Here is a 25,671-nt window from a genome sequence, read left to right on the forward strand (position 1 = left end):
TTGCAGTCCCAGTGAGGCAGCCTCTGGCCGGGATCAGGGTGCTCGATGTGGGCACCCGCATCGCGGCCCCGTTCTGTGCCGGGATCCTGGGTGAGCAGGGCGCCGAGGTGATCAAGATCGAGGATCCCGATCGCGGCGACAAGACCCGCTTGAACGGGCCCTTCACCGTTGATGAAGACGGCCACCCCTACTCCCTCTATTGGTCGGTGGAGGGCCGGGGCCGCAAGTCGGTGACCATCAATCTTCGAAGCCCTGAGGGCCAGGATCTGTTTAGACGCCTGGCTTCGGTGTCCGACGTGATGTGTGAGAACTTCCGACCCGGCACCCTGGAACGCTGGAACATCGACCCGGCCCAGCTCAACCCGAGGCTGGTCACGGCCCGCATCAGCCTGTACGGCCAGCAGGGACCCAAGTCCCTGTACAACGGTTTCGACCACAACGCTGCCGCATTCGCCGGGCTGACACACCTCACCGGACAGCCCGACGGGCCCCCGACACGACCGGGCCTTCCCTTTTCCGACTACCTGACCGGTGTGTTCGCGGCTCAGGCCGTGACCAGCCTGCTCTATGAGCGCGACGCCAGGGGCACGGGAACCGGTGGCGTAATAGACGCCTATCTCTACGGATCGGTGCTGCGGATCATGGAGTGGACGATCGCGGCCTACGACCGCCTGGGCTCGGTGCGCCAGCGCACCGGCAATCGATCAGAAAACGCTGCGCCTCTCGACAACTTCCAGAGCCGCGACGGCCGGTATGTGTGCATCGTGGCTGTGCGCCAGGCCGTGTTCGAACGCCTCTGTGAGGCAATGGGCCAGCCAGAGTTGCTGGTCGACGACCGCTTCGCCTCGCCAAAGGCGCGACGTCTCAACCGGGAGGTTGTCAACCAGATCGTCGCCGAGTGGGCATCCGGGCTCGACGCGGCAACCATCGAAGAGCGCTGCCTGGCCCACGGCGTGCCCGTCGGCGTCGTCTACGACGTGTCGGACGTAGCGGCCGACGACCACGTGCGGGCCCGCGGAGATGTGTGCACCGTAGACGATCCCGTCATCGGCCCCGTTCGACAGCAAGCCCCCTTCCCCCGCTTCGACGACGACCCACTTCCGGTCCCAACGGGCGCCCCCCGGTTGGGAGAGCACACCGACGAGGTGCTCTCGGGCCTGCTGGAACTCTCAGAATCCCAGATCGCAGGCCTAAGAGAGCGCAACGTAATCTGAGCGTGGCCGATACAGCTGTGGATTGGAGTAGCTGATGAGACGCCCCCTAGAAGGATTGCGAGTGATCGACCTCGGTTCCCGGGTCTCGGCGCCTTTCTGCGCGGCGATATTGGGCGAGCAGGGGGCCGAGATAATCAAAATCGAAGATCCCGGACGAGGCGATAGCCTGCGCTATCTCGGCCCCTATGTCGACCACGACGATCAGCTGTACTCCCTCTATTGGGCGGTGGAGGGCCGAGGCCGCAAGTCGGTGACCATCGACCTGCGCCGCCCGCAGGGCCAGGAGATCCTCCGTTCCCTGGTCGCCTCCAGCGACGTGTTGTGCGAGAGTTTCCGCCCCGGCACCCTCGAACGCTGGAACATCGACCCGTCCCGTCTCCCGCCCAGCCTGGTGACGGCCCGCTTCAGCGTGTTCGGCCAGGACGGCCCGAAGTCGCTGCGGCCGGGTCTCAACGGAAACGCGCTGGCCTTCAGCGGGTTGATGCACCTCACCGGCGATCCTGATCGGCCTCCGGCGAGGCCGGGAGTGAACATCGCCGGCTACTTGACCGGCTTGTTCGCGGCCCAGGCGATCACCAGCCTGCTCTATGAGCGCGACGCCCGGGGCACCGGAACCGGCGGCGTCATCGATGTGTACATGTACGGTTCGATTCTGCGCATCATGGAGTGGACGATCGCCGCCTACGACCGGCTGGACTGGGTCCGCAACCGCTCAGGCAACAGCCTCGACAACGCCGCGCCGATCGGCAACTACGTCAGCCGCGACTCGCGCTACGTGTACATCGTCGGCGGCAGCCAAGTGTTCTTCGAACGGCTGTGCCAGGCCATGGACCGGCCTGATCTGGCCGAAGACGAGCGCTTCGCCACACCTGCGGCCCGAGCCCGCAACCGCAAAGAGATCAACGCGATAGTCGCCCAATGGGTGTCAGAGGAAGACGCCGACGAAATAGAGGCCCGCTGCGTCGCCCGCGACGTGCCCGCCGGCAAGATCTACGACGTTGCCGACTTCGCCGCCGACGAGCACGTCCAGGCCAGGGGTGACATCTGCACCATTCAAGACCCGATCATCGGACCAGTCCGCCAACAGGCCCCCTTCCCCCGCATGCTCGGCGAGACACCCACCGCACCCACCGGCGCACCCCGCCTCGGCGAGCACACCGATGAGGTGCTCTCAAGCGTGATCGGCCTCTCCAGCACCGAGTTGGACTCGCTTCGGGCCGACGGCATCATCTGACCGCAACTATTGGTGGCCTCTTGACGACCACCCTTGACCTGGGGATAGACGACCCCAACTTCGGGGGTCCATAAAGGCTGAAAGCCCAGGTTATGGGGTCAAGAAGCGATGCGGCGACAGTCAATGGGGCACCGCCTGTCATACCTGCTGTTTAGGCTGTGCCGGTGCCCACGGACTTGTGCGAGAGAGCCTGGCTGCCCGAGCCTGCCGAGCGCCGCGGGGGAGGGCCAACGGCGGTGGAGACGCGGGCGCACGTCATGGACCGCTGATCGACTGCATGGAGGAGCCTGGCGACGATTTCGCTTCTCGCGAGCTCCGCGGGTAGCCCCTGTGCGGCCTGGTCGAACGCAGCGGGCATCTGCCGGGCCAGGTTTTCGGCGCGGTCCACTGCCCAGTCTCCGTCGAGGCCCATCGCCTCTCCTGTGCTGTGCCAGGCAGACTTCCGGTCGCTCTGGGCGATGCGGTAGCTCTTGCCGACTTTCATGGCCAACTTCTGTTTGTTCAAAGCGCCCGAGTTGTCGACGTAGGGGAGCATTGAGGCTACGTCGTAGAGGGGGGCGAGTCTGACGGAGCCGCGGTCGAGCAGGAATGAGTAGTTCTTCGCGTGAGCGTCCGTCCCCACGATCACCCAGTTGTAGATCAGGGCGTCGAAAAACCGCATCGCATCTCCGTCGGGATCAGCGCTGTGCGTTCTGATGGCCTGGGCTATGGCTGCTGGGGTGGGGCCTCCGTCACCCTGGTACTTCTTCCCTGGAGCTACGCCTAGGGCCTGACACATGTCCTCTTGGTGGATGCGGACGACTCGGCCGTCGTCTGTTCGCACGCGGTCGTAGCGGGTCACGATGATGCACTGAATTCCTCCGACCTCGGCGACCTCGGTGCGAACGGCGTCCACATCCTGAAGGTGGCCCGCGGCAGCGAGGCAGAGGTGCTCGTTTAGGGCTTGCTCGGGGTAGTCGGGGTCGTTGATGGTGGGCTTGACGATGTGAGTGCTGGGCCTCGTGCCCTCGGGCACCCCCCACTTGCCCGACTCGATGACCACGGCGGTCTTGGCCTGTGCTCCCGACAGGGAGAATCGGCCGGAGGGAGCGCCGATGCTCCCGTGCCAGGTTGTGTCCCTGTCCCTCAGACTGGCCACCAGTTCTGACCGCTCCTCGTCGGAGAGCCACTTGACATCCTCGGTGCGCGACAGGACATCGCCTTCGTCCCCCTCGGGGCAGAACTGGACCGCCCCAGGACAGTCAAGGCCCACAGGGCTGGCGAGGATCGGCATCGCACCCCTGCCTTTGATGCCGAACTTGTCCCTCCACTGCTTCTGCACCCTGTCGTTGTCGGGCAACAACCCGTCGAGCCAGCTGGCCACCCGGTAGGGCGGGTAGTCCCCGCGGGCCGACAGGGCGAATGCTGTGGAGAGCGGCGTGGCTCTTGGGCTGGACGCGTAGTGGTCGTCATAGGAGAGCAATGGGCCTCGGCCACTGCGTCTGATGGACCCAGCCTTACGGTCCCCCAGGAAAAAGCTCAGATCAGGCTGGATCATGGCGGACCCGCCAGCCCCCCAGAGTCGGCGATGCGCTCCAAGATGTCCTCGGGCTTGTCGTCGACACTCAGAGACTTTCCGAGACACGCGAGCACCTTGAACACGAGATCGATCTGGACGCTCCGCTTGCCTGTCTCGGCGTTTGACAGCCACACGGTCGAAACGCCAGCCATCTCGGCCAATTGGCGCTGGGTGAGGCCGCGGTCTCGACGCATCTGGCGGATAGCCGCCCCGAGCTGGCCCTGATGGGTCAACCTATACACAAGCACCTCCTTTATCCGGCGGGCATTCCATCAACGTTCGTTGATACTAGCAGATAGCTGGCAATATCAGCGAACGCATATATTATCCGACTCCAAGGCGTATATGCGTACCTTTATTCCTCCAGATACCTCAGCACTTCACCTAATCGCGGCACAAGAGGAAATCCAGGGAAGGCAAAACGGCTGAAACGGCCTAAATCGTCAACTACATCGGGACAATTGCCGAAGAGACGTTCGTGGCGGGGGCGGGATTTGAACCCGCGACCTTCGGGTTATGAGCCCGACGAGCTACCAGACTGCTCCACCCCGCGTCGAGTGGACTGATTACTCTACCCGCCTGCCGCCGGGCTGTCACTTGGTTTTCCATGGTCGGCGGCAACGGCCCGGCGGGTCGCCAGGGGGGTCGGCGAGCTAGTCCGACAGGAGGGCTAGCCGGGGCTGGCTAGGGCTTGGACTTCGGCCACGGCGATGGGGTGAGGCGGGGCGGTGAGCGACTGGGTGGGGACGGTGGGAGGCGGGTTGGTGCAGGGGCCTCCGTTGAAGGTGCACGACACCGAGACTTCCCAGTAGGCGGTGAGTACCACTTGGTAGCGGAGGTTGGGCTGGTTGACCGACGCTTGTCGGTAGTAGTGGAAGCAGCCTGACGGCTGGTTCAACGGGTCCCGGGAGTAGTCGAAGGCTGCCACGTCGTCGGCGTCGCACCACAGCGTGTTCCCGTCACCCATGTCAACCCGAAGAAAGCCCAGCCGACGGGGGTAGGCAGTAGCGGTGAGGCTCAGCTCGTGGCCATCCAGCGTGGTGGTAACCGTCTCCGACACCGGGGCTCGGTCGGCGGCCGACACCCACACATAGGTGGGGATCTGGACGATGGTGATCTTGCCCGGGGCCATCACCGTGGTCGGCTCGGGGATGGCCAACTGGCTCCAGGCCTCATTGCGCAGCTGCATGGTTTCCTCGATGGTGGGCGGCGGGGGCTCTTCCGGCGCCACGGGCTGGTGTACCCAGAAGGTAATGAGCTGGGTTTCCCCGACGGTCTCGCAGAGCTTCAAGATGTAGATCTCATCGGGGTCGGGCGCGAACACAAAGTCGTTGTCCAACCAGGCGTTTAGTTCGGCGAAATTGGCTTGTCGGAAGTAGCAGGGTGGCAGCGAAGGGCTATCGGGATGGACATCGGGCTCGGACGCCCCGGGAATGTCCACCTCGATCCATACCCCAAGATCCACCAATCCGTCTTCAGCCTCTACCGACGTACCTTCATCGGCCTGCTGCCACCCGGCCGCCGATTCCAGGTTGGACACAGCTAGGAGACAGACAACAGCCCAGACTACGAGCGTGGAGCCTCGCATCGAACTTCCCTTCGGATCATCGGGGGCGCGCTAGGCGCGATGAGGGGGAAGTTCAGGGGGAAGGCGCCAACTCTCCTACGCCGACCCTCCGATGTCAATAGGCAGACTCAATACGACACCTCGAGCTGAGGGCGGACCAGGGTGCGGCTCACCACCAGGGCCACGAGCGACAGCGAACCACCGGCAAAGAAGGCCATCGAATACGACGACACTTCCACCACGCCTCCCAAAATCAGCCCACCGAGGCCGACGGCCAGATCGAAGGCGATGCTGAAGGTGCCTATGGCCTGGCTGCGCCGATTGACGGGTGCCGACTGGATGGCCAGCACGAACAAAGCGGGGAACAGGAACGTCTGGCCCATGGCCAATATGGCCGTGCCGACGAACACACCGGGGATCTGCTGCCAGAAGGCGATGACCCAAAGGCCGGTGGCCGAGCATACATACGACAACGTGCTGGTGCGCTGGGGCCCGAGGCGGTCGGGCAGGCGAGCCAACAGGATCCGCAAGCTGATCACCATTACGGCGAAGGTGGCGAACACCGCGCCGGAGTGGGCAAAGCCGATGTCGTCCACATGCAGCTTGATGAACGCCAGGAACCCGGAGTAGCCCATCAGTCCCAGTCCCAACAACAACGCAGGACGGGTAGCGGGCCGGTGTATGAACGAGGTCGGCCAACCCGACCGGGCACCCTCGGGGCGGCCGGGCATGGACACTGCGGCCAATACCGTGCCGAACGCGCACAGCACTCCGCCTAGTACCCAGACGGCATTGGTGCTGACCGCGGCCTCCAACTGCTCCCCGATGATCGGTCCTGCGGCCAAACCGGAGTACACGGTGACCGAGAAGTACGAGGTGGCCTCTCCTCGGCGATGCTCGGGGGCCATGTCTTGGGCGGCCGCGGCAATGCCTACGAAGTAGGCGGCTTCCCCCAAGCCGGTAAGCAGCCGAAACAACACCGCCACCGCCACCGAGGTGACCCACAGGTTGCCGAGGATGCCGAACCCGGCCAGCACACACCCCCAGACCACCAGAAATCGCCGTCCCTTGGAGTCGCCCAGCGGACCGACCAGGGGACGGGCAATGGCAGCCGACAGGCCGAACCCGCCGACGGCCAGACCCACCGCTACCGGCCCTCCGCCCAAGTCGTTCTCCACGAATCCCGGCAGCACCGGATACACCAGGCCCAGCGACATGAAATAGAACACCCCGCACAGGCACAGCACGATGAATCGGCCCGTAAGGAGGGGCTGGGTCTGGTCAGTCACTTTTGGCTAACGAACGCTGAGGGACATCACTGGCGGACTATCGCCGGTCGGCAAGAAACGGATAGCGGGTACGGATCTTCTCCACTCTCGACAGGTCGATGTCGGCGTACAGCACGGACTCTTCGCCTTCAGGCGCGCCAGCCACCTCGACCCCGAAGGGATCGATGACCACGGAATCGCCCTGGTAGTCGATGCCTCCTCCGGTGCCCACTCGGTTCACGCCCACCACATAGGCCTGGTTCTCGATGGCCCGGGCGACCAGCAGCGACGACCAGTGGGCCCGGCGGGGCGCGGGCCAGTTGGCCACCACCACATAGCAATCGGTGTCGTGGGCCAGGGTCCAGAACTCGTCGGAAAACCGCAGGTCGTAGCACACGAACGGGGTAATTCTTACGCCCTCCACGGTGATGGTCAGGCGCTCGGACCCGGCGGCGTAGTGCTCATGCTCACCGCCATAGGAAAACGGGTGGATCTTGTCGTAAGTCGCGGCCACTCCGTCGGGGCCGGCCAGCACGAATCGGTTGAAGGGCAGCGGGGCTGTCGACAGGTCGCGCACCGGCACCGACCCGCACACCCAGATTCCGTTGGCCGCGGCCTGGTCAGCCAGAAAGCCCACGCTCGGCCCGTCGAGGTCCTCGGCCACCCGGTCGGAATCCATGGAGAATCCGGTGGAGTACATCTCGGACAGCACCACCAGACGAGCGCCGTCGGCCGCAGCCCGGGCCACCTTGGGGGCCAGCCGCTCGAAGTTGGCCTCGGGGTCTTCCCACACGATGTCGTGCTGAACGGCGGCGATCTTCATGAGCCGGTCCCCAGCTTGGCCAGCCGCTCCACCGCCTCATGGAGCACCTCGGGACGCTTGCAGAAGGCGAACCGCACCAGATGCCGCCCCTCGTGTTCGTTGTCGTAGAACACCACGTTGGGCACGGCCACCACTCCGCACAGCTCCGGCAGCTTGCGGCACAGGGCCATACCGTCGTCGAAGCCCAGCGGCCGCACATCGGCGGTCACGAAGTAGGTACCTGCCGGTCGGTACACCTCGAACCCGGCGGCATCCAGACCGTCGGCGAGCTGGTCGCGCCGAGCCCTCATACCGCTGCGCAGCCCGTCGAAGTAGTCATCGCCCAGCCGCAAGCCCACCGCGATGGCGTGCTGGAACGGCGCTCCGTTGACAAAGGTCAAGAACTGCTTGGTCGTGGTGACCGCGTCGCGCAGCTCCGGCACCGCGCACACCCAGCCGATCTTCCACCCCGTGAACGAGAACGTCTTGCCCCCCGACGACACCGAGATGGTGCGTTCCCGCATACCCGGCAACGAGACCAGGGGGATGTGCTCCCCGTCGTAGGCCAGGTGCTCGTACACCTCGTCGGTCACCGCTAACAGGTCGTGACGGCGGCACAGCTCAGCGATCAACTCCAGCTCGCTGCGGTCGAACACTTTGCCAGTGGGATTGTGGGGCGAGTTCACCACGATCATCCGAGTGCGGGGCCCGATGGCCGCAGCCAACTCGTCGGGATCGAACCCATAGTGGGGAGGACGCAGTGTCACCAGCCGCCGCTGAGCCCCCGCCATGGCAATCCCAGCAATATGGGAGTCGTAGTAGGGCTCGAACAACACCACCTCGTCGCCCGGCTCCAGCAGCGACAGCATGACGGCGGCGATGGCCTCAGTGGCCCCCGCGGTAATGAGAACCTCGGTGTCGGGATCAAAGTCCAAGTCGTAGAACCGCTTCTGGTGCTCGGCCACCGCCAGCCGCAGATCAGCAATCCCCAGCCCCGGCGGATACTGGTTGTGCCCCGCCCGAATAGCCGCCACCGCCGCATCCGCCACCTCCCGCGGCCCATCAGTATCAGGAAACCCCTGCCCCAAATTGATAGCCCCCGTAGCCAAAGCCAACGCCGACATCTCCGCAAAAATCGTCGTCCCAAACTCCCCCAACCGCTCATTCAACAACCGCTCCGGCACAATGCCAACCTTAACCCTGGATGTGCTAGCAACCACACATGACTTCTGATGCTCAAACCTACGGCGGCATCGTAGGAAACACCGTCGCCGACTCGACTCCGTGGTGGCCCGACCCGGTAGCCCCGCCGCCGAACAGCCCCAACGTGGTAATGGTCGTGCTCGACGACGTCGGCTTCGCCGACCTCGGCTGCTTCGGCTCCGAAATCGAAACCCCCACCATGAACGCCCTAGCCGCCAACGGCCTGCGCTACAACAACTTCCACACCACCTCCATCTGCTCCCCAACAAGAGCGTCCCTGCTCACCGGCCGTAACCACCACTCCGTAGGCATGGCGGTCGTCAGCAACTGGGACACCGGCTATCCCGGCTGCACCGGCCGCATCACCAACCGGGCAGCCACCCTGGCCGAGATCCTCCGCCCCGCGGGCTACTCCACCTTTGCGGTGGGCAAGTGGCACCTGGCCCCCATCGAGGACACCACCCCCGCCGGCCCCTTCGACCAATGGCCGCTCCAGCGGGGCTTTGATCGGTACTACGGATTCTTGGACGGCGCCACCAACCACTGGGACCCCGACCTGGTGGCCGACAACCACCACATCGACCGGCCCGAGAAGCCCGACTACCACGCCACCGAGGATTTGGTGGATCAGGCCATCGCCATGGTCACTGCCCAGACCTCGGCGTGGCCCGAGCGGCCCTTCTTCATGTATCTGTGCTTCGGCACCGGCCACTACCCGATCCATGTCCCCAAGCCCTACGTCGACCGCTACAACGGCCGCTACGACGCTGGTTGGGGCACCATCCGAGAAGAGCGGTACCACCGCCAGAAGGACAACGGCGTCATCCCCGCCGACACCGAGCTGCCCCCATTCAATCCCGGCGTGCCCGACTGGAGCGACCTGAGCGCCGACGAGCAGAAGGTGGCCGCCCGGATGCAGCAGGCCTATGCCGGGATGCTCACCCACACCGACGAGCACCTCGGCCGGCTCATCGCCACGCTTGAGGAGATCGGCCAGGCCGACAACACCGTGTTCGTGCTGCTGTCCGACAACGGGGCCACTCAAGAGGGCGGGCCGTCGGGCCACGAGAACGCCATGCGCTACGTGAATGGCCTCGGCCCCCGGCCCATCGACCAGCAGTTGGGCAATATCGACGACATCGGCGGGCCTGGCAATTGGATGGTCTACCCCATGGGCTGGGCCATGGCCGGCAACACCCCGCTGAAGTGGTACAAGCAGAACACCCACGCCGGCGGGGTGCGCGACCCCCTCATCATCTCCTGGACAGCCGGGATCGCCGACCGCGGCGCGTTGCGCACCCAGTACCACCACGTGAGTGACATCGCCCCCACGCTGTTGGAGGCCATCGGCCTAGAGCCGCCCGCCGAGGTGGCCGGGGTGCACCAGATGCCGATGGAGGGCACCAGCATGATGTACTCCTTCGCCGACGCCGACGCCCCCACCAACAAAGCCGAGCAGTACTACGAGATGTTCGGCCATCGGGCCATGTGGGTCGACGGCTGGAAGGCAGTGACCCGCCACATTCCCGGGGAGAACTTCGATGACGACCGCTGGGAGCTGTACCACCTCGATCAGGACTTCTCCGAGGCCCGGGATCTGGCCCAGGCCGAGCCCGAGCGGCTGGCCGGGCTCGTCGATCGATGGTGGGAGGCGGCCCGGGCCTACCAAGTGTTGCCTCTGGACGACCGCATTTTGGAGCGGTTCCACGTGCCCAAGCCCCGGCCCATTACCGGCCGGTCCCGATTTGTGTACTACGACGGGGCATACATCCCCAGCGACGGCTGCCCCGACCTCAAGAACGTGTCTTACGAGATCACCGTGGAGCTCAGCCGGGCCGACGGCGACGACGGCACCCTGGTGGCCTGCGGCGACGTGGCGTCAGGCTTCGCCCTGTTCATTCAAGACGGGCGGCTGGTGTGGGACTACAACATGGCGTGGGAGCACTATGTGGCCGAAACCGAGCCTTTGCCCTCCGGCCCGGTCACGGTGACCGCTGCCTTCGAGCGCACCGGCAGCCACGCCGGCACCGGCCGACTGCTGGTGAACGGCGTCGAAGCCGCCTCGGTGGACATGCCCGTCACCCACAACACCCACATCCACGCGGTGGGCATCAGCGTGGGCTTCACCAAGGCTCCGTCCCCCAGCCCCCGCACCACCGGCCAGTTCCCCTTCACCGGCACGCTCAGCCGAGTGGTGATCGAAGTCGCCGACGACCGAGAGCTGCCCGATCAGCTCCTAGTTCTCGACTGATTTCACCTATTTACATTCATTTAGATGAAACGTCGCACTTGCCCGATAACGTAAGGAGTGGCCCCGGCCCGGCACGTCAAATTCAAAACCGGACTCGGCCCACCGGGCCGGGGCCACCTCGCCGATCAGCATAACAACCTCTGCTCTCAGTTGGCAGCGCGATATTTTGGCCAAATGGCCGCCGGTGATCAGAAGTGGAGCTTCGTAGTCGCGGCCAATCGGCTCCCGGTGAGGCGGGTGTGGGAGGGTGAGACGGCCAAGTGGGTTCCCAGCCCCGGTGGGCTGGTGTCGGCTCTGCGACCAGTCATGTCCGGCAATCCCGACGCGGTTTGGGCCGGCTGGACCGGCGTGCCGGGCCCGGGCATCGAGCCGTTCGAGGTTGACGGCTTCCAGTGCCATCCGGTGGGCGTAAGCCAGGGAGAACTCCAGTTGTTCTACGAGGGGTTTTCCAACGCCACCCTATGGCCCCTGTTCCACGACGCCCTCGTGCCCCCCGAGTACCACCGCACCTGGTGGGACGCCTACCGAACCGTCAACCAGCGCTACGCCGCCACCGTGGCCGATCTCGCCGCCCCCGGCGCCACCGTGTGGATTCATGACTACCACCTGCTGCTGGTTCCCGGCCTGCTGCGTGCAGCCCGGCCCGACCTGAGGATCGGGTTCTTCCTCCACATCCCCTTCCCGGCCCGCGAGCTGTACATCCGACTGCCGTGGCGGGCCGAGATCATCGACGGCCTGCTGGGGGCGGATTTGATCGGCCTGCAAACCCCGCTGGGCGCCGACAATTTCTGCCGGGCGGTGAACCGAATCACCGGCGCCAAGACCACCGGAAGGCTGATCCAGCACGGCGGCCGAGCCACCCAAGCGGGCGCCTTCCCCATCGGCATCGACACCGACCGGATCGCCGGCTTGGCCGCCGACCCCGCCGTGCAGGCCCGGGCGGCGGAGATCCGCCAGACCCTGGGCTCGCCCCGCACCGTGCTGCTGGGGGTCGACCGCCTGGACTACACCAAGGGCATCGAGGTGCGGCTGCGAGCCTTCCGGGAGCTGTTGGCCGAGGGGCGGCTCTCGGTGGACGAATGCGTGTTGGTGCAGATTGCCGAGCCCAGCCGCTCCCAGGTCACCGGCTACGCCGAGGTCCGCCGGGAGGTGGAGCAGATGGTGGGCGACGTCAACGGGAACTTCGGGGTGATGGGCCGCCCGGTGGTCCACTACCTGCACCAGAGCCAGCCCATCGAAGAGCTTGTGGCCATGTACTTGATTGCCGACATCATGCTGGTGACCCCGCTCCGCGACGGCATGAACCTGGTGGCCAAGGAATACGTGGCCTCTCGCCCCGACAACACCGGAGTGCTGGTGCTGTCGGAATTCACTGGGGCAGCCCAGGAGCTGCGCACCGCCGAATTGATAAACCCCCACGACATCGAGGGCCTGAAAGCCGCCATGGAGGCCGCTGCCCACCGCCCCACTGGCGAAGCCGAGCCGGCCATGCGGACCATGAGGCGAATTGTTCGATCCAATACCGCCCAAAGGTGGGCTGAACGCTTCCTAACCCGCCTGGAGGCCTGCGAATGAACGAGGCCAGCCCGATTATGGCGGCCGAAGAAGTAGACACCCGGCTGCGGGAGCTGGCCAGAGTGCCGGTGCTGCTGGTGGCCTGCGACTACGACGGGACGCTGGCCCCCATCATCGACAACCCCGACGAGGCCCGGCCCCTCCGGGAATCGGTGGCCGCGCTGCGCCAGTTGGCCGCCATGCCCGACACCCACGTGGCGGTGATCTCGGGACGGGCGCTGCGGGACCTGGCCGCGCTGAGCCGCCTGCCCGAGGAGATCCACCTGGTGGGAAGCCACGGCACCGAGTTCGATGTCGGCTTCGCCGACGACTTGTCCTTAGAGCAGCGGGATCTGCGCGACCGGGTACTGGGGGAGCTGAACGACATCGCCCGGCGCGACCACGGGTTCATCGTCGAGCCCAAGCCGGCCGGAGTCGCCTTCCACTATCGCAAGGCCGAACCCGAGATCGCTGCCGTCGCGGTGGAAGACGTGCTGAGCGGACCGGGATCCCGAGATGGCGTTCACGTCAAGACCGGCAAAATGGTGGTAGAGCTGTCGGTGCTGGACCTCAACAAGGGCGACGCCCTCGACCGGCTGAGAACGGACGTTTCGGCCGAAGCGGTGATCTTCGCCGGCGACGATGTGACCGACGAGGACGCCTTCGCCCGGCTTACGGGCCCCGACCTCGGTCTGAAGGTGGGACCGGAGCCGACCCTGGCCCGGGGCCGCCTGCACGACCCCCAGTCAGTGGCTCAGATGCTGGCCCTTGTGGCCGAGCGCCGCCGGGCGTGGCTCATGGGCGAACACGACCTGGCCATCGAGCGCCACAGCCTGCTCAGCGACCAGCGGACCGTGGCGCTGGTCACCTCCGATGCCTCGGTGAATTGGATGTGCCACCCCCGGGCCGACTCACCGGCGGTGTTCGCCGGGCTGCTGGGGGGCGCCCGAGCCGGGCATTTCTCCATCAACCGCCATGACAACAGCCCGCCCATCTCCCACCGCTACCTGGACGGCACCATGGTGGTCGAGACCCGGTGGTCAGATGTGACCGTTACCGACTACCTGGACTGCTCCCGGGGGCGGCCCTTCAAGTCCGCGGGCCGCACCACCTTGGTCCGAGTCATCGAGGGCACCGGGAAAATCGACATCGAGTTCGCCCCCCGCTTGGACTTCGGCCGGGCCCCCACCGGCCTGCACATAATCCACGACGGCCTAGAAATCACCGGTGCCGCCGAGACCATGATGCTGACCGCGCCCGGATTGAGCTGGGACATTGTGGACGACGGCCCCCATCAGACCGCGATAGCCCATGTCCAGCTTGACGGCGCGCCGCTGGAGCTGATGCTGCGTCTGGGCGTTCCCGGCCGGTTCGGCTGGTCGGAGACTGCTGAGGCCGATCGCCGCGAGGCCACCGAGCAGTACTGGCGCGACTGGACAAAGAAGCTCACGCTGCCATCGGTGGCCGCCGAGGAAGTGGAGCGATCCGCGCTGGTGATCAAGGCGCTGTGCCACCAGCCCTCGGGAGCGATCCTGGCCGCCGCCACCACCAGCCTGCCCGAGGTGATGGGCGGCGTCCGCAACTGGGATTACCGCTACTGCTGGCCCCGAGACGCCAGCATGAGTGCAGCCGCGCTGTTGGCTCTGGGCAGCAGCCAAGAAGCGTGCCATCTGCTGGATTGGATCCTCGACCGGGTGGAGCATCTCCCCGGACCCGAACAGCTCCGACCGGTGTATCCCCTGGTAGGCGACGAAGCCCTGCCGGAGGCGGTGCTGCCCGAGCTGGCCGGTTACGCCGGGAGCCGCCCGGTGAGGATCGGCAATGCCGCTGAGCACCAAGTGCAGCTCGACGTGTTCGGTCCGGTGGTGGACTTGGCCTGGCGACTGTGCGAGGCCCAAGTGACCCTCACCGACCAGCACTGGGAGGTGGTCAAGGCAGTGGTGGGAGCGGTGGCCTCCCGCTGGCACGAGCCCGACCACGGCATTTGGGAGGAGCGCCGCCCACCCCGCCACCACGTCCACTCCAAGGTCATGTGCTGGATGGCCGTAGACCGGGCCATCAAGATCGCCGAGCGCATCGACCCGGAGCTGGCCTCGTACTGGAGCCCGCTTCGCCACCAGATCGCCGCCGATGTGATCTTGAACGGGTGGAACGAGCAGCGCCGCTCCTACACCACCGCCTACGGCTCGACCGACCTAGACGCCAGCCTGTTGTGGATCGGCTTGAGCGGGCTGCTGCCCCCCGACGACTCCCGCTTCGTCTCCACCCTCAAGGCAGTGGAGAGCGATCTGCGCGACGGCCAGACGGTATACCGCTACCGCCACGACGACGGGCTGCCCGGCACCGAGGGCGGGTTCTTGATCTGCACGTCGTGGCTGATCGAGGCCTACGTGCTCATCGGCCAGCTCGACGATGCCCGGGCCCTGTTCGACCGCTACCTCGACCTATGCGGCCCCACCGGCCTGCTCCCCGAGCAATACGACCCCGCCACCGAGCGCCTACTCGGCAACCACCCCCAGGCCTACTCCCACCTCGGCCTGATCAACGCCGCAATAGCCCTCTCCACCGTCAACAGGATGTAAGCCTCTTGTACGCTCGATGCAGGTAGATCAATTTTCTTGACGTGCCATAAACAGATGTATAAATTGCGCCAATGGACGAAGACACCTTCCCCTACGGCTACTTCGCGCACATGACAATCAACGATTTCAAGGCCGACCTCCATGCCGCCAAGTTCGTCGTTGAATTGGACACTCGACCTCAAGCCTCTGAGCATCTCTTCAGGCTTCTCAACGATCCGGCGAACGAGCAACGCCTCGTCGATGCCGAGGCTACGGGGATGCCCGCGTTGGCCGGGGTCGCACGACTCATCGAGGAAGACCCGGCAATTGCCACCGTGCTCGAAACCGGCCCGGCTGCACTGCGATTCCGCCAAGCCATCGGGATGGCCGTCAAGCTGAAGATGGCCAAGCTCGGCTGGCGGGGCACCGGCACCAAGGGAGCAGTGCGAGGATCGTGCTACTTCACCAAAGCCGAACGCTACGCCCATGAGCCGCTGTCTAGTGCCGAGCGAACCGCCAGGAAACTGGCCGCCCTCGATGCCATCTACGAGATGCACGACGGGCAGGAGCAGGACGATCCCGAATACGATCTCATGGAAGCCCTCGCCGAGAACCGCCGCGCTGAAGGCCGGGTATTCTGACATGCTGGTCGTGCTCGACAGCGGCCCGCTGGGAATGCTCTGCAACCCAAACCCGACGGTTGCCACGCAAGCGGCCCACGAATGGTCCCAAGCCCGCCTGATCGCTGGAGATCTGATTGCCATCCCCGAAATTGCCGACTACGAAGTCCGCCGCGAGCTGCTACGAGCCCGCAAGGAGCGTAGCGTGACCCTGCTCAACCAGCTCTGTGCCATCCACGAGTTTCTGCCCATCACCACAGCAGCGATGCAAGAGGCCGCATCGCTGTGGGCCGACGCCCGCAACACCGGTTTGCCCACCTCGCACCACACCGCCCTCGACGGCGACGTGATCCTGGCCGCTCAAGCCCGCCATGCCCAAGCCGCGAACAGCAGCGAGACCGTAGTCGTAGCCACCACCAACACCTCCCACCTCACCCGATACACCGATGCCCGACTCTGGTCAGACATCTAACAGCCAGGGCACCTGATTCCCACAGGAACCGCCGCGCAGTCAGCCGCCGCCGGATGCACCCCGAAGCGTCTCCACCGCCTACGCCCTCGGCACCGCATCCCCCGACGCGGGCGGCAATCCACCACGGAAATACCTCAGCGCAAACAGCGCTCACCAACTCAACACATCGCCGCCGGATGGGCACTAGGCAGTGTCGCCGCCAAGCGGATCGGCCGGGCGGGGCGGGTCTGCGGTTACGACGACGGTGCCCGATATCAAGTCATGCCAACCTCGCCGTCCCTTGCCAAAATACACGGACAAATGCACCAGCAACCACCAAGGAATATTAACTACAAATATCCAACCCAATGCAGCAGCGCCATCAGCGAGATCCCTTCGGTTCTCGCCAAAAGCAAAAAGACACCAGAATATCTGAAGCGCCCAGCGGAAAAAGGACGCAATCATCGAAGGCTTCTTCCCGGTCTTCTTACTGACCAGCCTGATGCCCAAAATCTGCATGCCCAACGTACGACCACAGCAAGTAACAAGCACAACTTCATTGATCATCAGGATCAATAATGCCGCCAGAACAAGAAGATAGAAATCCAGCCTGTAAGCTCGGTCATTCACTTGCCAGAGCACAGCGAACGCGATCCCGAACACAAGAGTATCGGCGATTCTGGCGCATAGTCTTTGCACATAACCGGCGAGCACCATTGTCTCGCCGGTATCGAGCACGACCCGCTTCACCGGCGCTTTGCGGCCGCGGCCGGACCTCACAGAACTGGTATCGTCGCGGGGTTCCGGTGGCTGGGGCTGATCCATCAACCCGCACCTCTGCTGTTCAGCCCGCCGGCGATGTTTGTTGTCATTGGCGGGCTGCGGTTTGTCGGGTCTCGCATCGGGCTCGGGCCGCTGCGTTGGCGCAGGCGTCGGTGCCGTCGCCGCCGTTGAGGTAGTCGCCGCCCGATCCGCCGTCGAGGTTGTCGTCGCCGACCCCGCCGTAGGAGAGGTCTTTGCCCTTGCCGCCCCAGAGCCAGTCGTCGCCGACCCCGCCCCAGATGGTGTCGTCGTCGTCGCCGCCCCGGAGCTGGTCGTCTCCCGAATCGCCCCAAAGGCGGTCGTCGCCGCCGTCGCCCTCGACGGTGTCGTTGCCGGGGCCTCCTCTCAGCGCGTCGTTTCCTGATCGGCCTTTGAGGGTGTCGCCGCCCGGGCCGCCCCACAAGGTGTCGTCGTCGTCGTCGCCGTCTGCGGTGTCGCCGCCCGAACCGCCGTCGAGGGTGTCGTCGCCCTCGCCGCCCCACAAGGTGTCGTCGCCGCCGCCGCTGTGGACGCGGTCGTCGTTGTCGCCGCCCCACAGGATGTCGTCGCCTTCGCCGCCGTGGAGCCTGTCTTTGCCGGCTTCTCCCCAGACGCGGTCGTCGCCTTCCCCGGCCCAGATGATGTCGTTGTTGTCGCCGCCGCGAACGGTGTCGCCGCCACTTCCGGCCCAGATGATGTCGCGGCCCTTGCCGCCGTAGATCACGTCGTCTCCGGCCCCAGCGATGATCACGTCGTTACCGCCGAGACCGTAGATGGTGTCATCACCGCCGCCGCCGCAGATCACATCATCACCGGGCGTGCCCCGAAGCGTCTCCGCCGCCGAAGTCCCCACCACGGTGCAACCCGACGTTCCGACCATGATCGTCACCGTAGCCTTCGAGCACGCGCCGAGGCCGTCGCACACCCGATAAGCGAAACTGACCGTCCCACTGCCTTGGGCCGCAGTGAACCGCACCGCTGGACCCGGCACCCCAACACCCGCGACGACCTCGGCGGTGCCCGAGGGGGGCTGTTTCGTGACCTGGAGCGTGGACGGCACCAGATCCCCATCGGCATCGACGTCGTTGCCCAACACATCGACCACCGCCACCGCAGACACATCCACATAATGCCAGTCATCCGACGCCACCGGCGCGGTCGGCACGGCCACCGCAGCCGGCTCGATAAGCACCTCGACGCCGCCGGGGTCGTCGTGGACGGTGTCTTTGAGGCTGCTGGCATGGACGACATCGACCCCAGGACCGCCATAGACAGTGTCGGTCCCGGACCCGGCGTGGACGCGGTCGTCGCCGCCGCGGCCATAAACCGTGTCGTCGCCCCAAGACCTGCCGCCCAGTAGGCCAAGGGAGCGAACAGCCGCCGCAATCCCCCGGGAACACCACAGCGCAAACAGCGTTCACCAACCGAAAGCATCATCGCCGGGCTGGTACTAAGCAGTGTCGCCACTAGGGGTATCGGCCGGACCTGACGGACCTGCGGCAACGACGACAGTGCCCGCTATCAAATCATGCCAACCCCGCCGATCCCTGCCCCAAAACACCGACAAATGCACCAGCAACCACCAGAGCACAGGCACATATTGCCCCAAGTCGACTAGGCCAGGATCCGAACCTCCGTAACCGATACCGAGAGAAGTAGGGATAGCGAGTCCGTAGAACACCAGAAAAAGGCCTACCGAGAGCACCCCGCGCAGGATTGCCGCAGTCGTTGAGGGCACCTGCCCTGTCTTTATGCTGACAACCCGGATGGCCTCAATTCGCATGCCCAGCGTCTTCCCCCGCCAAGCAATTGCCGCGATCTCATACAAGAAAGGAAGAAAGAACAAGACATCTGCCACCACCACACGAGCCGTGATGGGAATACCCGAACCTGCCTCCAACTCTTCGCTCCAAAGAACCCGCTGTGAGCCATCGTTTAATGGCCACCACCATTCCGGTTGTGCAATGGTGAAAATCGCGACAAAGGCTGCCGCTAGACCGACACTAAAAATCAATCCATCGCCGATTCTGGCTCGGAAACGCTGGCCGTAGTCGGCAAGCACCATCGTGTCGCCGGTGCCGAGCGTGACCCGCTTTGCCGGTGTCTTGCGTCCGCGTCCAGGATCGGCAGGGCTGGTGTCGCCGCCGGGCTCCGGCGGTCGGGGCTGGTCTGTCACCGCTGTTTCCTGTCGCGGTTCTGCCTGCTGCCCGGGCTGCCGTGGGGGGCTGTTGTCATTGCCGGGAGGCGGTTTGTCGGGTCTCGCATCGGGCCCGGGCCGCCGCGTTGGCGCAGGCGTCGGTGCCGTCGCCGCCGTTGAGGTAGTCGCCGCCCGGCCCGCCGTCGAGGTTGTCGTCGCCGACCCCGCCGTAGGCGAGGTCTTTGCCCCTGCCGCCCCAGAGCCAGTCGTCGCCGACCCCGCCCCACAAAGTGTCGTCGTTGTCGCCGCCCCGGAGCCGGTCATCTCCCGAGTCGCCCCAGAGCCGGTCGTCGCCACCGCCGCCCTCGACGGTGTCGTTGCCGGGGCCGCCTCGCAGCGCGTCGTTTCCTGATCGGCCCCTGAGGGTGTCGCCGCCGCCGCCGCCGTAGATGGAGTCGTTGTCGTCTCCGCCGTCTGCGGTGTCGTCGCCACCGCCGCCGTCGACGATGTCGTCGCCCGAACCGCCCCACAAGATGTCGTCGCCGCCGCCGCCCCAGAGGCGGTCGTCGTTGTCTCCGCCCCACAAGGTGTCGTCGCCGCCGCCGCCGTGGAGCCTGTCTTTGCCGGCCTCTCCCCAGACGCGGTCGTCGCCCTCGCCCGCCCAGACGGTGTCGTTGTTGTCGCCGCCGCGGACGGTGTCGTCGCCACTTCCGGCCCAGATGATGTCGCGGCCCTTGCCGCCGTAGACCACGTCGTCTCCGTCCCCGGCGACGATCACGTCATTGCCGCCACCGCCGTAGATGGTGTCATCACCGCCGCCGCCGCAGATCACATCGTTGCCGGGCGTGCCCCGAAGCGTCTCCGCCGCCGAAGTCCCCGCAACGGTGCAACCCGACGTCCCAACCATGATCGCCACCGTAGCCCTCGAGCATGCGCCGAGGCCGTCGCACACCCGATAGGCGAAACTGACCGTCCCGCCGCTGTCGGCCGCGGTGAACCGCACCGCCGAACCCGGCCCGACGACTGTGGGCCCGCAAAACTCCTCCAAGCCAGCAGACCCAGAAACCCAGCCGCCAAGCCAACCAGAAAACCTGTCCCTACTAACCAAAACAAGAGACGACCACCAACCGATGACATCACCGCTAGGCCAAAACTAAACGGCATCGCCACCGTTCGGATCGGCCGGGACGGGCGGGTCTGCAGTAACGACGACGGTACCCGATATCAAATCATGCCAACCCCGCTGGTCCTCACCCCAATACACCGATGCCTGGACCAGCAACCACCAGCATGCAGCCAGCAACAGTGCAAGCGGAGCAAACTCAGAATCAGGATTCAGGCTGTCGATCCCAAGAAGCAACGGGAATAGGCACACAGGGAGCGCCCCGCGCCGAAACGATTCAAATGCTGACGGCCTCTGTCCGGACTGAATGCTGACAACCCGGATACCCACAGCCCGCATGCCCAGCGTCTTCCCCCGCCAAACAACCGCCACAATCTCATACAACAACAGGGGGATAAACACGCTATATGCCAAAAACACGTCAGCCGTGCTCAAACCTTCCGGCTGCTCACCAGCAGAACCCCATCCAGCAAACGCCTGGGATACAACTATGAATAACCACCCGATGGAAGCGATCACAAATCCGATTCCGATCAGGATTGAATCAGCGATTCTGCTTCGGAAACGCTGGCCGTATTCGGCGAGCACCATAGTCTTGCCGGTGCCGAGCGTGACCCGTCTCGCCGGTGTCTTGCGGCCGCGTCCAAGACCGGCAGGGTTGGTGTCGCCGCCGGGTTCCGGCGGTCGGGGCTGGTCAGTCACCGCTGTTTCCTGTCGCGGTTCTGCCTGCTGCCCGGGTTGCCGTCAGGGGCTGTTGTCATTGGCGGGCGGCGGTTTGCCGGGTCTCGCATCGGGCTCGGGCCGCCGCGTTGGCGCAGGCGTCGGTGCCGTCGCCGCCGTTGAGGTAGTCACCACCCGATCCGCCGTCCAGGTTGTCGTCGCCACCGCCGCCGTACGCGAGGTCTTTGCCCTTGCCGCCCCAGAGCCAGTCGTCGCCGAGGCCGCCCCAGATGGTGTCGTCGTTGTCGCCGCCCCGGAGCCGGTCGTCTCCCGAATCGCCCCAGAGCCGGTCATTGCCGCCGTCGCCCTCGACGGTGTCGTCGCCCGCACCGCCCCGCAGCGCGTCGTTTCCTGATCGGCCCTTGAGGGTGTCGCCGCCACCGCCGCCGTAGATAGTGTCGTTGTCGTCGCCGCCGTCTGCGGTGTCGTCGCCATCACCGCCGTCGAGGATGTCGTCGCCCGCACCGCCCCACAAGGTGTCGCCGCCGCCGTGGAGACGGTCGTCGTTGTCGCCGCCCCACAAGGTGTCGCCGCCGCCGCCGTTGAGCCTGTCTTTCCCGGCTTCGCCCCAGACGCGGTCGTCGCCTTCCCCCGCCCAGACGGTGTCGTTGTTGTCGCCGCCGCGAACGGTGTCGCCGCCACTTCCGGCCCAGATGATGTCGCGGCCCTTCCCGACATAGAGAGTGTCGTCTCCGTCCCCGGCGATGATCACGTCGTCGCCGCCGAGACCGTAGATGGTGTCATCACCGCCGCCGCCGCAGATCACATCATCACCGGGCGTGCCCCGCAGCGTCTCCGCCGCCGAAGTCCCCGCAACAGTGCAACCCGACGTTCCGACCATGATCGTCACCGTAGCCCTCGAGCATGCGCCGAGGCCGTCGCACACCCGATAGGCGAAACTGACCGTCCCGCTGCTGTCACCCGCGGTGAACCGCACCGCGGTGCCCGGCGCCCCGCCGGCTGCGACGACCTCAGCAGAACCGCTGGCGGGCTGTTTCGTGATGTGGAGCGTGGACGGGTCCAAGTCACCGTCGGCGTCGACGTCATTGCCCAACACATCGACCACCGTCGCATTCGACGGTTCGACATAGTGCCAGTCATCCGACGCCATCGGCGCTGTCTGCTCGGCGGTCGACGAGGGCTCGATGAGCACCTCGATACCGCCGGAGTCGTCGTGGACGGTGTCTTCGAGGCTGCTGGCATGGACGACATCGACCCCCGGGCCGCCATAGACCGTGTCGGTCCCGGACCCGGGGGTCGCCGCCGCGGCCGTAAACGGTGTCATCGCCGGGCCGGTACTAGGCGGTGTCGCCGCCAAGCGTACCGGCCGGGACGGGCGGGTCTGCGGTTACGACGACGGTGCCCGTCATAAAGTCATGCCAACCCCGCCGGTCCTCGCCCCAAAACACCGACAAATGCGCCAGTAACACCCAGATAGCAGACAACAATAATAGAAACGTGGCATCAGACCCGGGGGACAGATCATACAGTAGGAGGGAAAGGACTGGGAGGACGAGCCATGCTAGGAGCGTCCCTCGCCAAAACGACGCTAGCATCGACGGTGCATGACCGGTCTTTATGCTGACCACCCGGATGCCCATACTCCACATGCCGAGCGTCTTCCCCCGCCAAGCAACCGCCACGATCTCATACAGAAAAAGGGGAACAAATGCAACATATGACAGAACCAAGCGGGGAGTAACCGGACTAGGCATCGGTGGACCAAAACCTCCAGCTCCTGGTAAGTCAATCCAAAATTTCACAAATGAAGCAACAGCAAATCCGATTCCGATAAGGATTGAGTCGGCGATCCTGGCCCGGAAGCGCTGGCCGTAGTCGGCGAGTGTCATCGTGTCGCCGGTACCGAGCGTGACCTGTTTCGCTGGCGTTTTGCGACCGCGTCCGAGATCGGCAGGGCCGCTGTCGTCGCCGACCTCCGGCCGCTGTTGGTCCGTCATCGCAGCCTCCTGCCGCGGTTCTGCCTGCTGCCCGGGCTGCCGTGGGGGGCTGTTGTCATTGGCGGGTGGCGGTTTGCCGGGTCTCGCATTCGGCCCTGGCCGCCGCGTTGGCGCAGGCGTCGGTGCCGTCGCCGCCGTTGAGGTAGTCGCCGCCCGGCCCGCCGTTGAGGTTGTCGTCGCCGGGACCGCCGTAGGCGAGGTCTTTGCCCCTGCCGCCCCAGAGCCAGTCGTCGCCGAGGCCGCCCCAGATGGTGTCGTCGTTGTCGCCGCCCCGGAGCCGGTCGTCTCCTGAGTCGCCCCAGAGACGGTCGTCGCCGCCGCCGCCCTCGACGGTGTCGTTGCCGGGGCCGCCTCGCAGCGCGTCGTTTCCTGATCGGCCCTTGAGGGTGTCGGCGCCGCCACCGCCGTAGATGGCGTCGTTGTCGTCACCGCCGTCTGCGGTGTCATCGCCATCGCCGCCGCCGACGACGTCGTCGCCCGCACCGCCCCACAAGGTGTCATCGCCGCCGCCGCCATGGAGGCGGTCGTCGTTGTCGCCGCCCCACAGGATGTCGTCGCCGCCGCCGCCGTGGAGCCTGTCTTTGCCGGCTTCTCCCCAGACGCGGTCGTCGCCTTCCCCGGCCCAGACGGTGTCGTTGTTGTCGCCGCCGCGAACGGTGTCGCCGCCACTTCCGGCCCAGATGATGTCGCGGCCCTTGCCGCCGTAGATCACATCGTCTCCGTCCCCGGCGATGATCACGTCGTTGCCGCCGAGACCGTAGATGGTGTCATCACCGCCGCCGCCGCAGATCACATCGTTGCCGGGCGTGCCCCGCAGCGTCTCCGCCGCCGGGGACCCTGTGATGGTGCAACCCGACGTTCCGACCATGATCGTCACCGTAGCCTTCGAGCATGCGCCGAGGCCGTCGCACACCCGATAGGCGAAGCTGACCGTCCCACTGCCTTGGGCCGCAGTGAACCGCACCGCCGGACCCGTCCCCCCAACACCCGCGACGACCTCGGTGGTGCCCGAGGGGGGCTGTTTCGTGACTTGGAGGGTGGACGGCGCCAGATCCCCGTCGGCGTCGACGTCGTTGCCCAGCACATCGATCACCGCCACCGCAGACGGATCCACATAATGCCAGTCATCCGACGCCACCGGCGCGGTCGGCACGGCCACCGCAGACGGCTCGATAAGCACCTCGGCACCGCCGGGGTCGTCGTGGACGGTGTCTTCGAGGCTGCTGGCATGGACGACGTCGACCCCAGGGCCGCCATAGACAGTGTCGGTCCCGGACCCGGTGTGGACGCGGTCGTCGCCGCCACGCCCGTAAACCGTGTCGTCGCCACCACCAGCGTTGATCCAATCCACTCCGTCGCCGCCCAAGATGACGTCGTCGCCGCCCTTGGCATCAATGACGTGGAACGCCCGGCGGTCTTCGGGATCGGGAACGCAGATCACATCGTCGCCGTCAGTGCCCTCAATACGCTCCACACCCGCCCGCCCGGTGACCGTACACCCGGCGTCCACGACCACCTCGATATCGCCAGCCACACCGATCCCCCAGCCGTCGTACACCCAATACCGGGCCCTGGCCGTGCCCGAAAAGCCCGGTTCCGGTGTGAACGTCGCCGCGCCGGCCGCGCCCATCGTGAACTCGCCGCCCGTTGCTTGGACCACCCGCACCGCCCCCGCATCGAGGGTACCCCCAGTGGGAGCGGTGTCGTTGTCCAACAGCCGGACCTGCACCGGGCGGCCCAACTGCGTGCGGGCCGAATCAGCCATCGCGCACGACGCCGTGCCCGGATAAGCCACCACCGGCTCCACCATAAAGGCCTCATGAGACCCCCCACCCGCGCCGGTCCCCGACGCGCTCAACACATACGCCCTCGGCGCCGCATCCCCCAGCACGGACGGCAATCCACCACGGAAATACCTCAGCACAAACAGCGCTCACCAACTCAACACATCGCCGCCGGATGGGCACTAGGCAGTGTCGCCGCCAAGCGGATCGGCCGGCCGGGGCGGGTCTGCGGTAACGACGACGGTGCCCGTTATCAAATCATGCCACCCCCGCCGGTCCTCGCCCCAAAACACCGACAAATGCACCAGTAACACCCAGATAGCAGACAACAATAATAGAAACGTGGCATCAGACCCGGGGGACAGATCATACAGTAGGAGGGAAAGGACTGGGAGGACGAGCCATGCTAGGAGCGTCCCTCGCCAAAACGACGCTAGCATCGACGGTGCATGACCGGTCTTTATGCTGACCACCCGGATGCCCATACTCCACATGCCGAGCGTCTTCCCCCGCCAAGCAACCGCCACGATCTCATACAGAAAAAGGGGAACAAATGCAACATATGACAGAACCAAGCGGGGAGTAACCGGACTAGGCATCGGTGGACCAAAACCTCCAGCTCCTGGTAAGTCAATCCAAAATTTCACAAATGAAGCAACAGCAAATCCGATTCCGATAAGGATTGAGTCGGCGATCCTGGCCCGGAAGCGCTGGCCGTAGTCGGCGAGTGTCATCGTGTCGCCGGTACCGAGCGTGACCTGTTTCGCTGGCGTTTTGCGACCGCGTCCGAGATCGGCAGGGCCGCTGTCGTCGCCGACCTCCGGCCGCTGTTGGTCCGTCATCGCAGCCTCCTGCCGCGGTTCTG

The 25,671-nt window shown here is 65.6% G+C and carries 22 protein-coding genes, 1 tRNA gene and 1 pseudogene; 7 read left to right on the forward strand and 17 right to left on the reverse strand.

Annotated elements, in window-relative coordinates; translation table 11 throughout:
- Positions 1-11: 11 nt before the first annotated feature.
- Together ACOGJC_RS08450 and ACOGJC_RS08455 are read left to right on the forward strand one after the other, a co-directional pair.
- A complete protein-coding gene (locus ACOGJC_RS08450) occupies positions 12-1,214 on the forward strand; it encodes a CaiB/BaiF CoA transferase family protein (protein ID WP_419848062.1) in 1,203 nt (400 codons plus the stop codon).
- Between the two features lie 34 nt (positions 1,215-1,248).
- Positions 1,249-2,448: a CaiB/BaiF CoA transferase family protein gene (locus ACOGJC_RS08455; RefSeq protein ID WP_419848063.1), complete on the forward strand. Its 1,200-nt coding sequence runs from the start codon at positions 1,249-1,251 to the stop codon at positions 2,446-2,448.
- 151 nt (positions 2,449-2,599) lie between these two features.
- On the opposite strand, the gene ACOGJC_RS08460 is transcribed toward ACOGJC_RS08455, so the two are convergent.
- The 7 genes from ACOGJC_RS08460 to ACOGJC_RS08490 form a co-directional block, all read right to left on the reverse strand.
- Entirely contained in the window at positions 2,600-3,985 is a 1,386-nt protein-coding gene (locus ACOGJC_RS08460; RefSeq protein WP_419848064.1) for a type II toxin-antitoxin system HipA family toxin, read from the reverse strand.
- Positions 3,982-4,248 (reverse strand): helix-turn-helix domain-containing protein, encoded by a 267-nt coding sequence (locus ACOGJC_RS08465; RefSeq protein WP_419848065.1) that lies wholly within the window; start codon positions 4,246-4,248, stop codon positions 3,982-3,984. The genes ACOGJC_RS08460 and ACOGJC_RS08465 overlap by 4 nt, the downstream gene beginning before the upstream one ends.
- 237 nt (positions 4,249-4,485) lie before the next feature.
- Positions 4,486-4,559 (reverse strand) — tRNA-Met (locus ACOGJC_RS08470).
- A 117-nt stretch (positions 4,560-4,676) separates the two neighbouring features.
- Complete coding sequence (locus ACOGJC_RS08475; RefSeq protein ID WP_419848066.1) at positions 4,677-5,546, reverse strand: hypothetical protein; 870 nt, start codon at positions 5,544-5,546, stop codon at positions 4,677-4,679.
- Between the two features lie 155 nt (positions 5,547-5,701).
- Positions 5,702-6,862 (reverse strand): MFS transporter, encoded by a 1,161-nt coding sequence (locus tag ACOGJC_RS08480; RefSeq protein ID WP_419848067.1) that lies wholly within the window; start codon positions 6,860-6,862, stop codon positions 5,702-5,704.
- 37 nt (positions 6,863-6,899) lie between these two features.
- A complete protein-coding gene (locus ACOGJC_RS08485) occupies positions 6,900-7,664 on the reverse strand; it encodes a carbon-nitrogen family hydrolase (RefSeq protein WP_419848068.1) in 765 nt (254 codons plus the stop codon).
- The gene (locus ACOGJC_RS08490) at positions 7,661-8,827 is read right to left on the reverse strand and encodes a pyridoxal phosphate-dependent aminotransferase (RefSeq protein ID WP_419848069.1); all 1,167 of its coding nucleotides are present in this window, start codon (positions 8,825-8,827) and stop codon (positions 7,661-7,663) included. Before ACOGJC_RS08490 ends, ACOGJC_RS08485 begins: the two co-directional genes overlap by 4 nt.
- Before the next feature lie 38 nt (positions 8,828-8,865).
- On the opposite strand from ACOGJC_RS08490, the gene ACOGJC_RS08495 reads away from it, so the two are divergent.
- The 5 genes from ACOGJC_RS08495 to ACOGJC_RS08515 all read left to right on the forward strand — a co-directional run bounded on the left by ACOGJC_RS08495 (position 8,866) and on the right by ACOGJC_RS08515 (position 16,304).
- Complete coding sequence (locus ACOGJC_RS08495; RefSeq protein ID WP_419848070.1) at positions 8,866-11,097, forward strand: arylsulfatase; 2,232 nt, start codon at positions 8,866-8,868, stop codon at positions 11,095-11,097.
- A gap of 174 nt (positions 11,098-11,271) precedes the next feature.
- Complete coding sequence (locus tag ACOGJC_RS08500) at positions 11,272-12,672, forward strand: alpha,alpha-trehalose-phosphate synthase (UDP-forming) (protein WP_419848071.1); 1,401 nt, start codon at positions 11,272-11,274, stop codon at positions 12,670-12,672.
- On the forward strand, positions 12,669-15,233 hold the full coding sequence (otsB, locus tag ACOGJC_RS08505; protein WP_419848072.1) for a trehalose-phosphatase: 2,565 nt from the start codon (positions 12,669-12,671) through the stop codon (positions 15,231-15,233). Before ACOGJC_RS08500 ends, otsB begins: the two co-directional genes overlap by 4 nt.
- Positions 15,234-15,304: 71 nt before the next feature.
- Positions 15,305-15,853 (forward strand): hypothetical protein, encoded by a 549-nt coding sequence (locus tag ACOGJC_RS08510; protein WP_419848073.1) that lies wholly within the window; start codon positions 15,305-15,307, stop codon positions 15,851-15,853.
- 1 nt (position 15,854) lies between these two features.
- Positions 15,855-16,304: a nucleic acid-binding protein gene (locus ACOGJC_RS08515; protein WP_419848074.1), complete on the forward strand. Its 450-nt coding sequence runs from the start codon at positions 15,855-15,857 to the stop codon at positions 16,302-16,304.
- Positions 16,305-16,487: 183 nt separating this feature from the next.
- Here ACOGJC_RS08515 and ACOGJC_RS08520 read toward each other — a convergent pair whose 3' ends face one another.
- The 10 genes and pseudogenes from ACOGJC_RS08520 to ACOGJC_RS08565 all read right to left on the reverse strand — a co-directional run bounded on the left by ACOGJC_RS08520 (position 16,488) and on the right by ACOGJC_RS08565 (position 25,648).
- Positions 16,488-17,108 carry an RDD family protein gene (locus ACOGJC_RS08520; RefSeq protein WP_419848075.1) on the reverse strand — a complete coding sequence of 207 codons (621 nt, stop codon included), beginning with the start codon at positions 17,106-17,108 and terminating at the stop codon, positions 16,488-16,490.
- 43 nt (positions 17,109-17,151) lie between these two features.
- Entirely contained in the window at positions 17,152-18,210 is a 1,059-nt protein-coding gene (locus ACOGJC_RS08525) for an Ig-like domain-containing protein (protein WP_419848076.1), read from the reverse strand.
- 162 nt (positions 18,211-18,372) lie between these two features.
- A pseudogene (locus ACOGJC_RS08530) lies at positions 18,373-18,498 on the reverse strand (hypothetical protein); the annotation flags it as partial.
- A gap of 36 nt (positions 18,499-18,534) precedes the next feature.
- Entirely contained in the window at positions 18,535-19,260 is a 726-nt protein-coding gene (locus ACOGJC_RS08535) for an RDD family protein (RefSeq protein WP_419848077.1), read from the reverse strand.
- Between the two features lie 55 nt (positions 19,261-19,315).
- Positions 19,316-20,269, reverse strand: a complete 954-nt coding sequence (locus ACOGJC_RS08540; protein WP_419848078.1) for a calcium-binding protein — start codon at positions 20,267-20,269, stop codon at positions 19,316-19,318.
- A 105-nt stretch (positions 20,270-20,374) separates the two neighbouring features.
- Complete coding sequence (locus ACOGJC_RS08545) at positions 20,375-21,046, reverse strand: RDD family protein (RefSeq protein ID WP_419848079.1); 672 nt, start codon at positions 21,044-21,046, stop codon at positions 20,375-20,377.
- A gap of 55 nt (positions 21,047-21,101) precedes the next feature.
- Positions 21,102-22,349: a calcium-binding protein gene (locus ACOGJC_RS08550; protein WP_419848080.1), complete on the reverse strand. Its 1,248-nt coding sequence runs from the start codon at positions 22,347-22,349 to the stop codon at positions 21,102-21,104.
- Positions 22,350-22,362: 13 nt separating this feature from the next.
- Entirely contained in the window at positions 22,363-23,022 is a 660-nt protein-coding gene (locus ACOGJC_RS08555) for an RDD family protein (RefSeq protein WP_419848081.1), read from the reverse strand.
- A gap of 55 nt (positions 23,023-23,077) precedes the next feature.
- Positions 23,078-24,832: a calcium-binding protein gene (locus ACOGJC_RS08560; RefSeq protein ID WP_419848082.1), complete on the reverse strand. Its 1,755-nt coding sequence runs from the start codon at positions 24,830-24,832 to the stop codon at positions 23,078-23,080.
- A gap of 156 nt (positions 24,833-24,988) precedes the next feature.
- Positions 24,989-25,648 carry an RDD family protein gene (locus ACOGJC_RS08565; protein ID WP_419848083.1) on the reverse strand — a complete coding sequence of 220 codons (660 nt, stop codon included), beginning with the start codon at positions 25,646-25,648 and terminating at the stop codon, positions 24,989-24,991.
- Positions 25,649-25,671: the final 23 nt, after the last annotated feature.

The organism is Candidatus Poriferisocius sp. (genome assembly GCF_965204015.1).
Lineage (GTDB): Bacteria > Actinomycetota > Acidimicrobiia > Acidimicrobiales > Bin134 > Poriferisocius.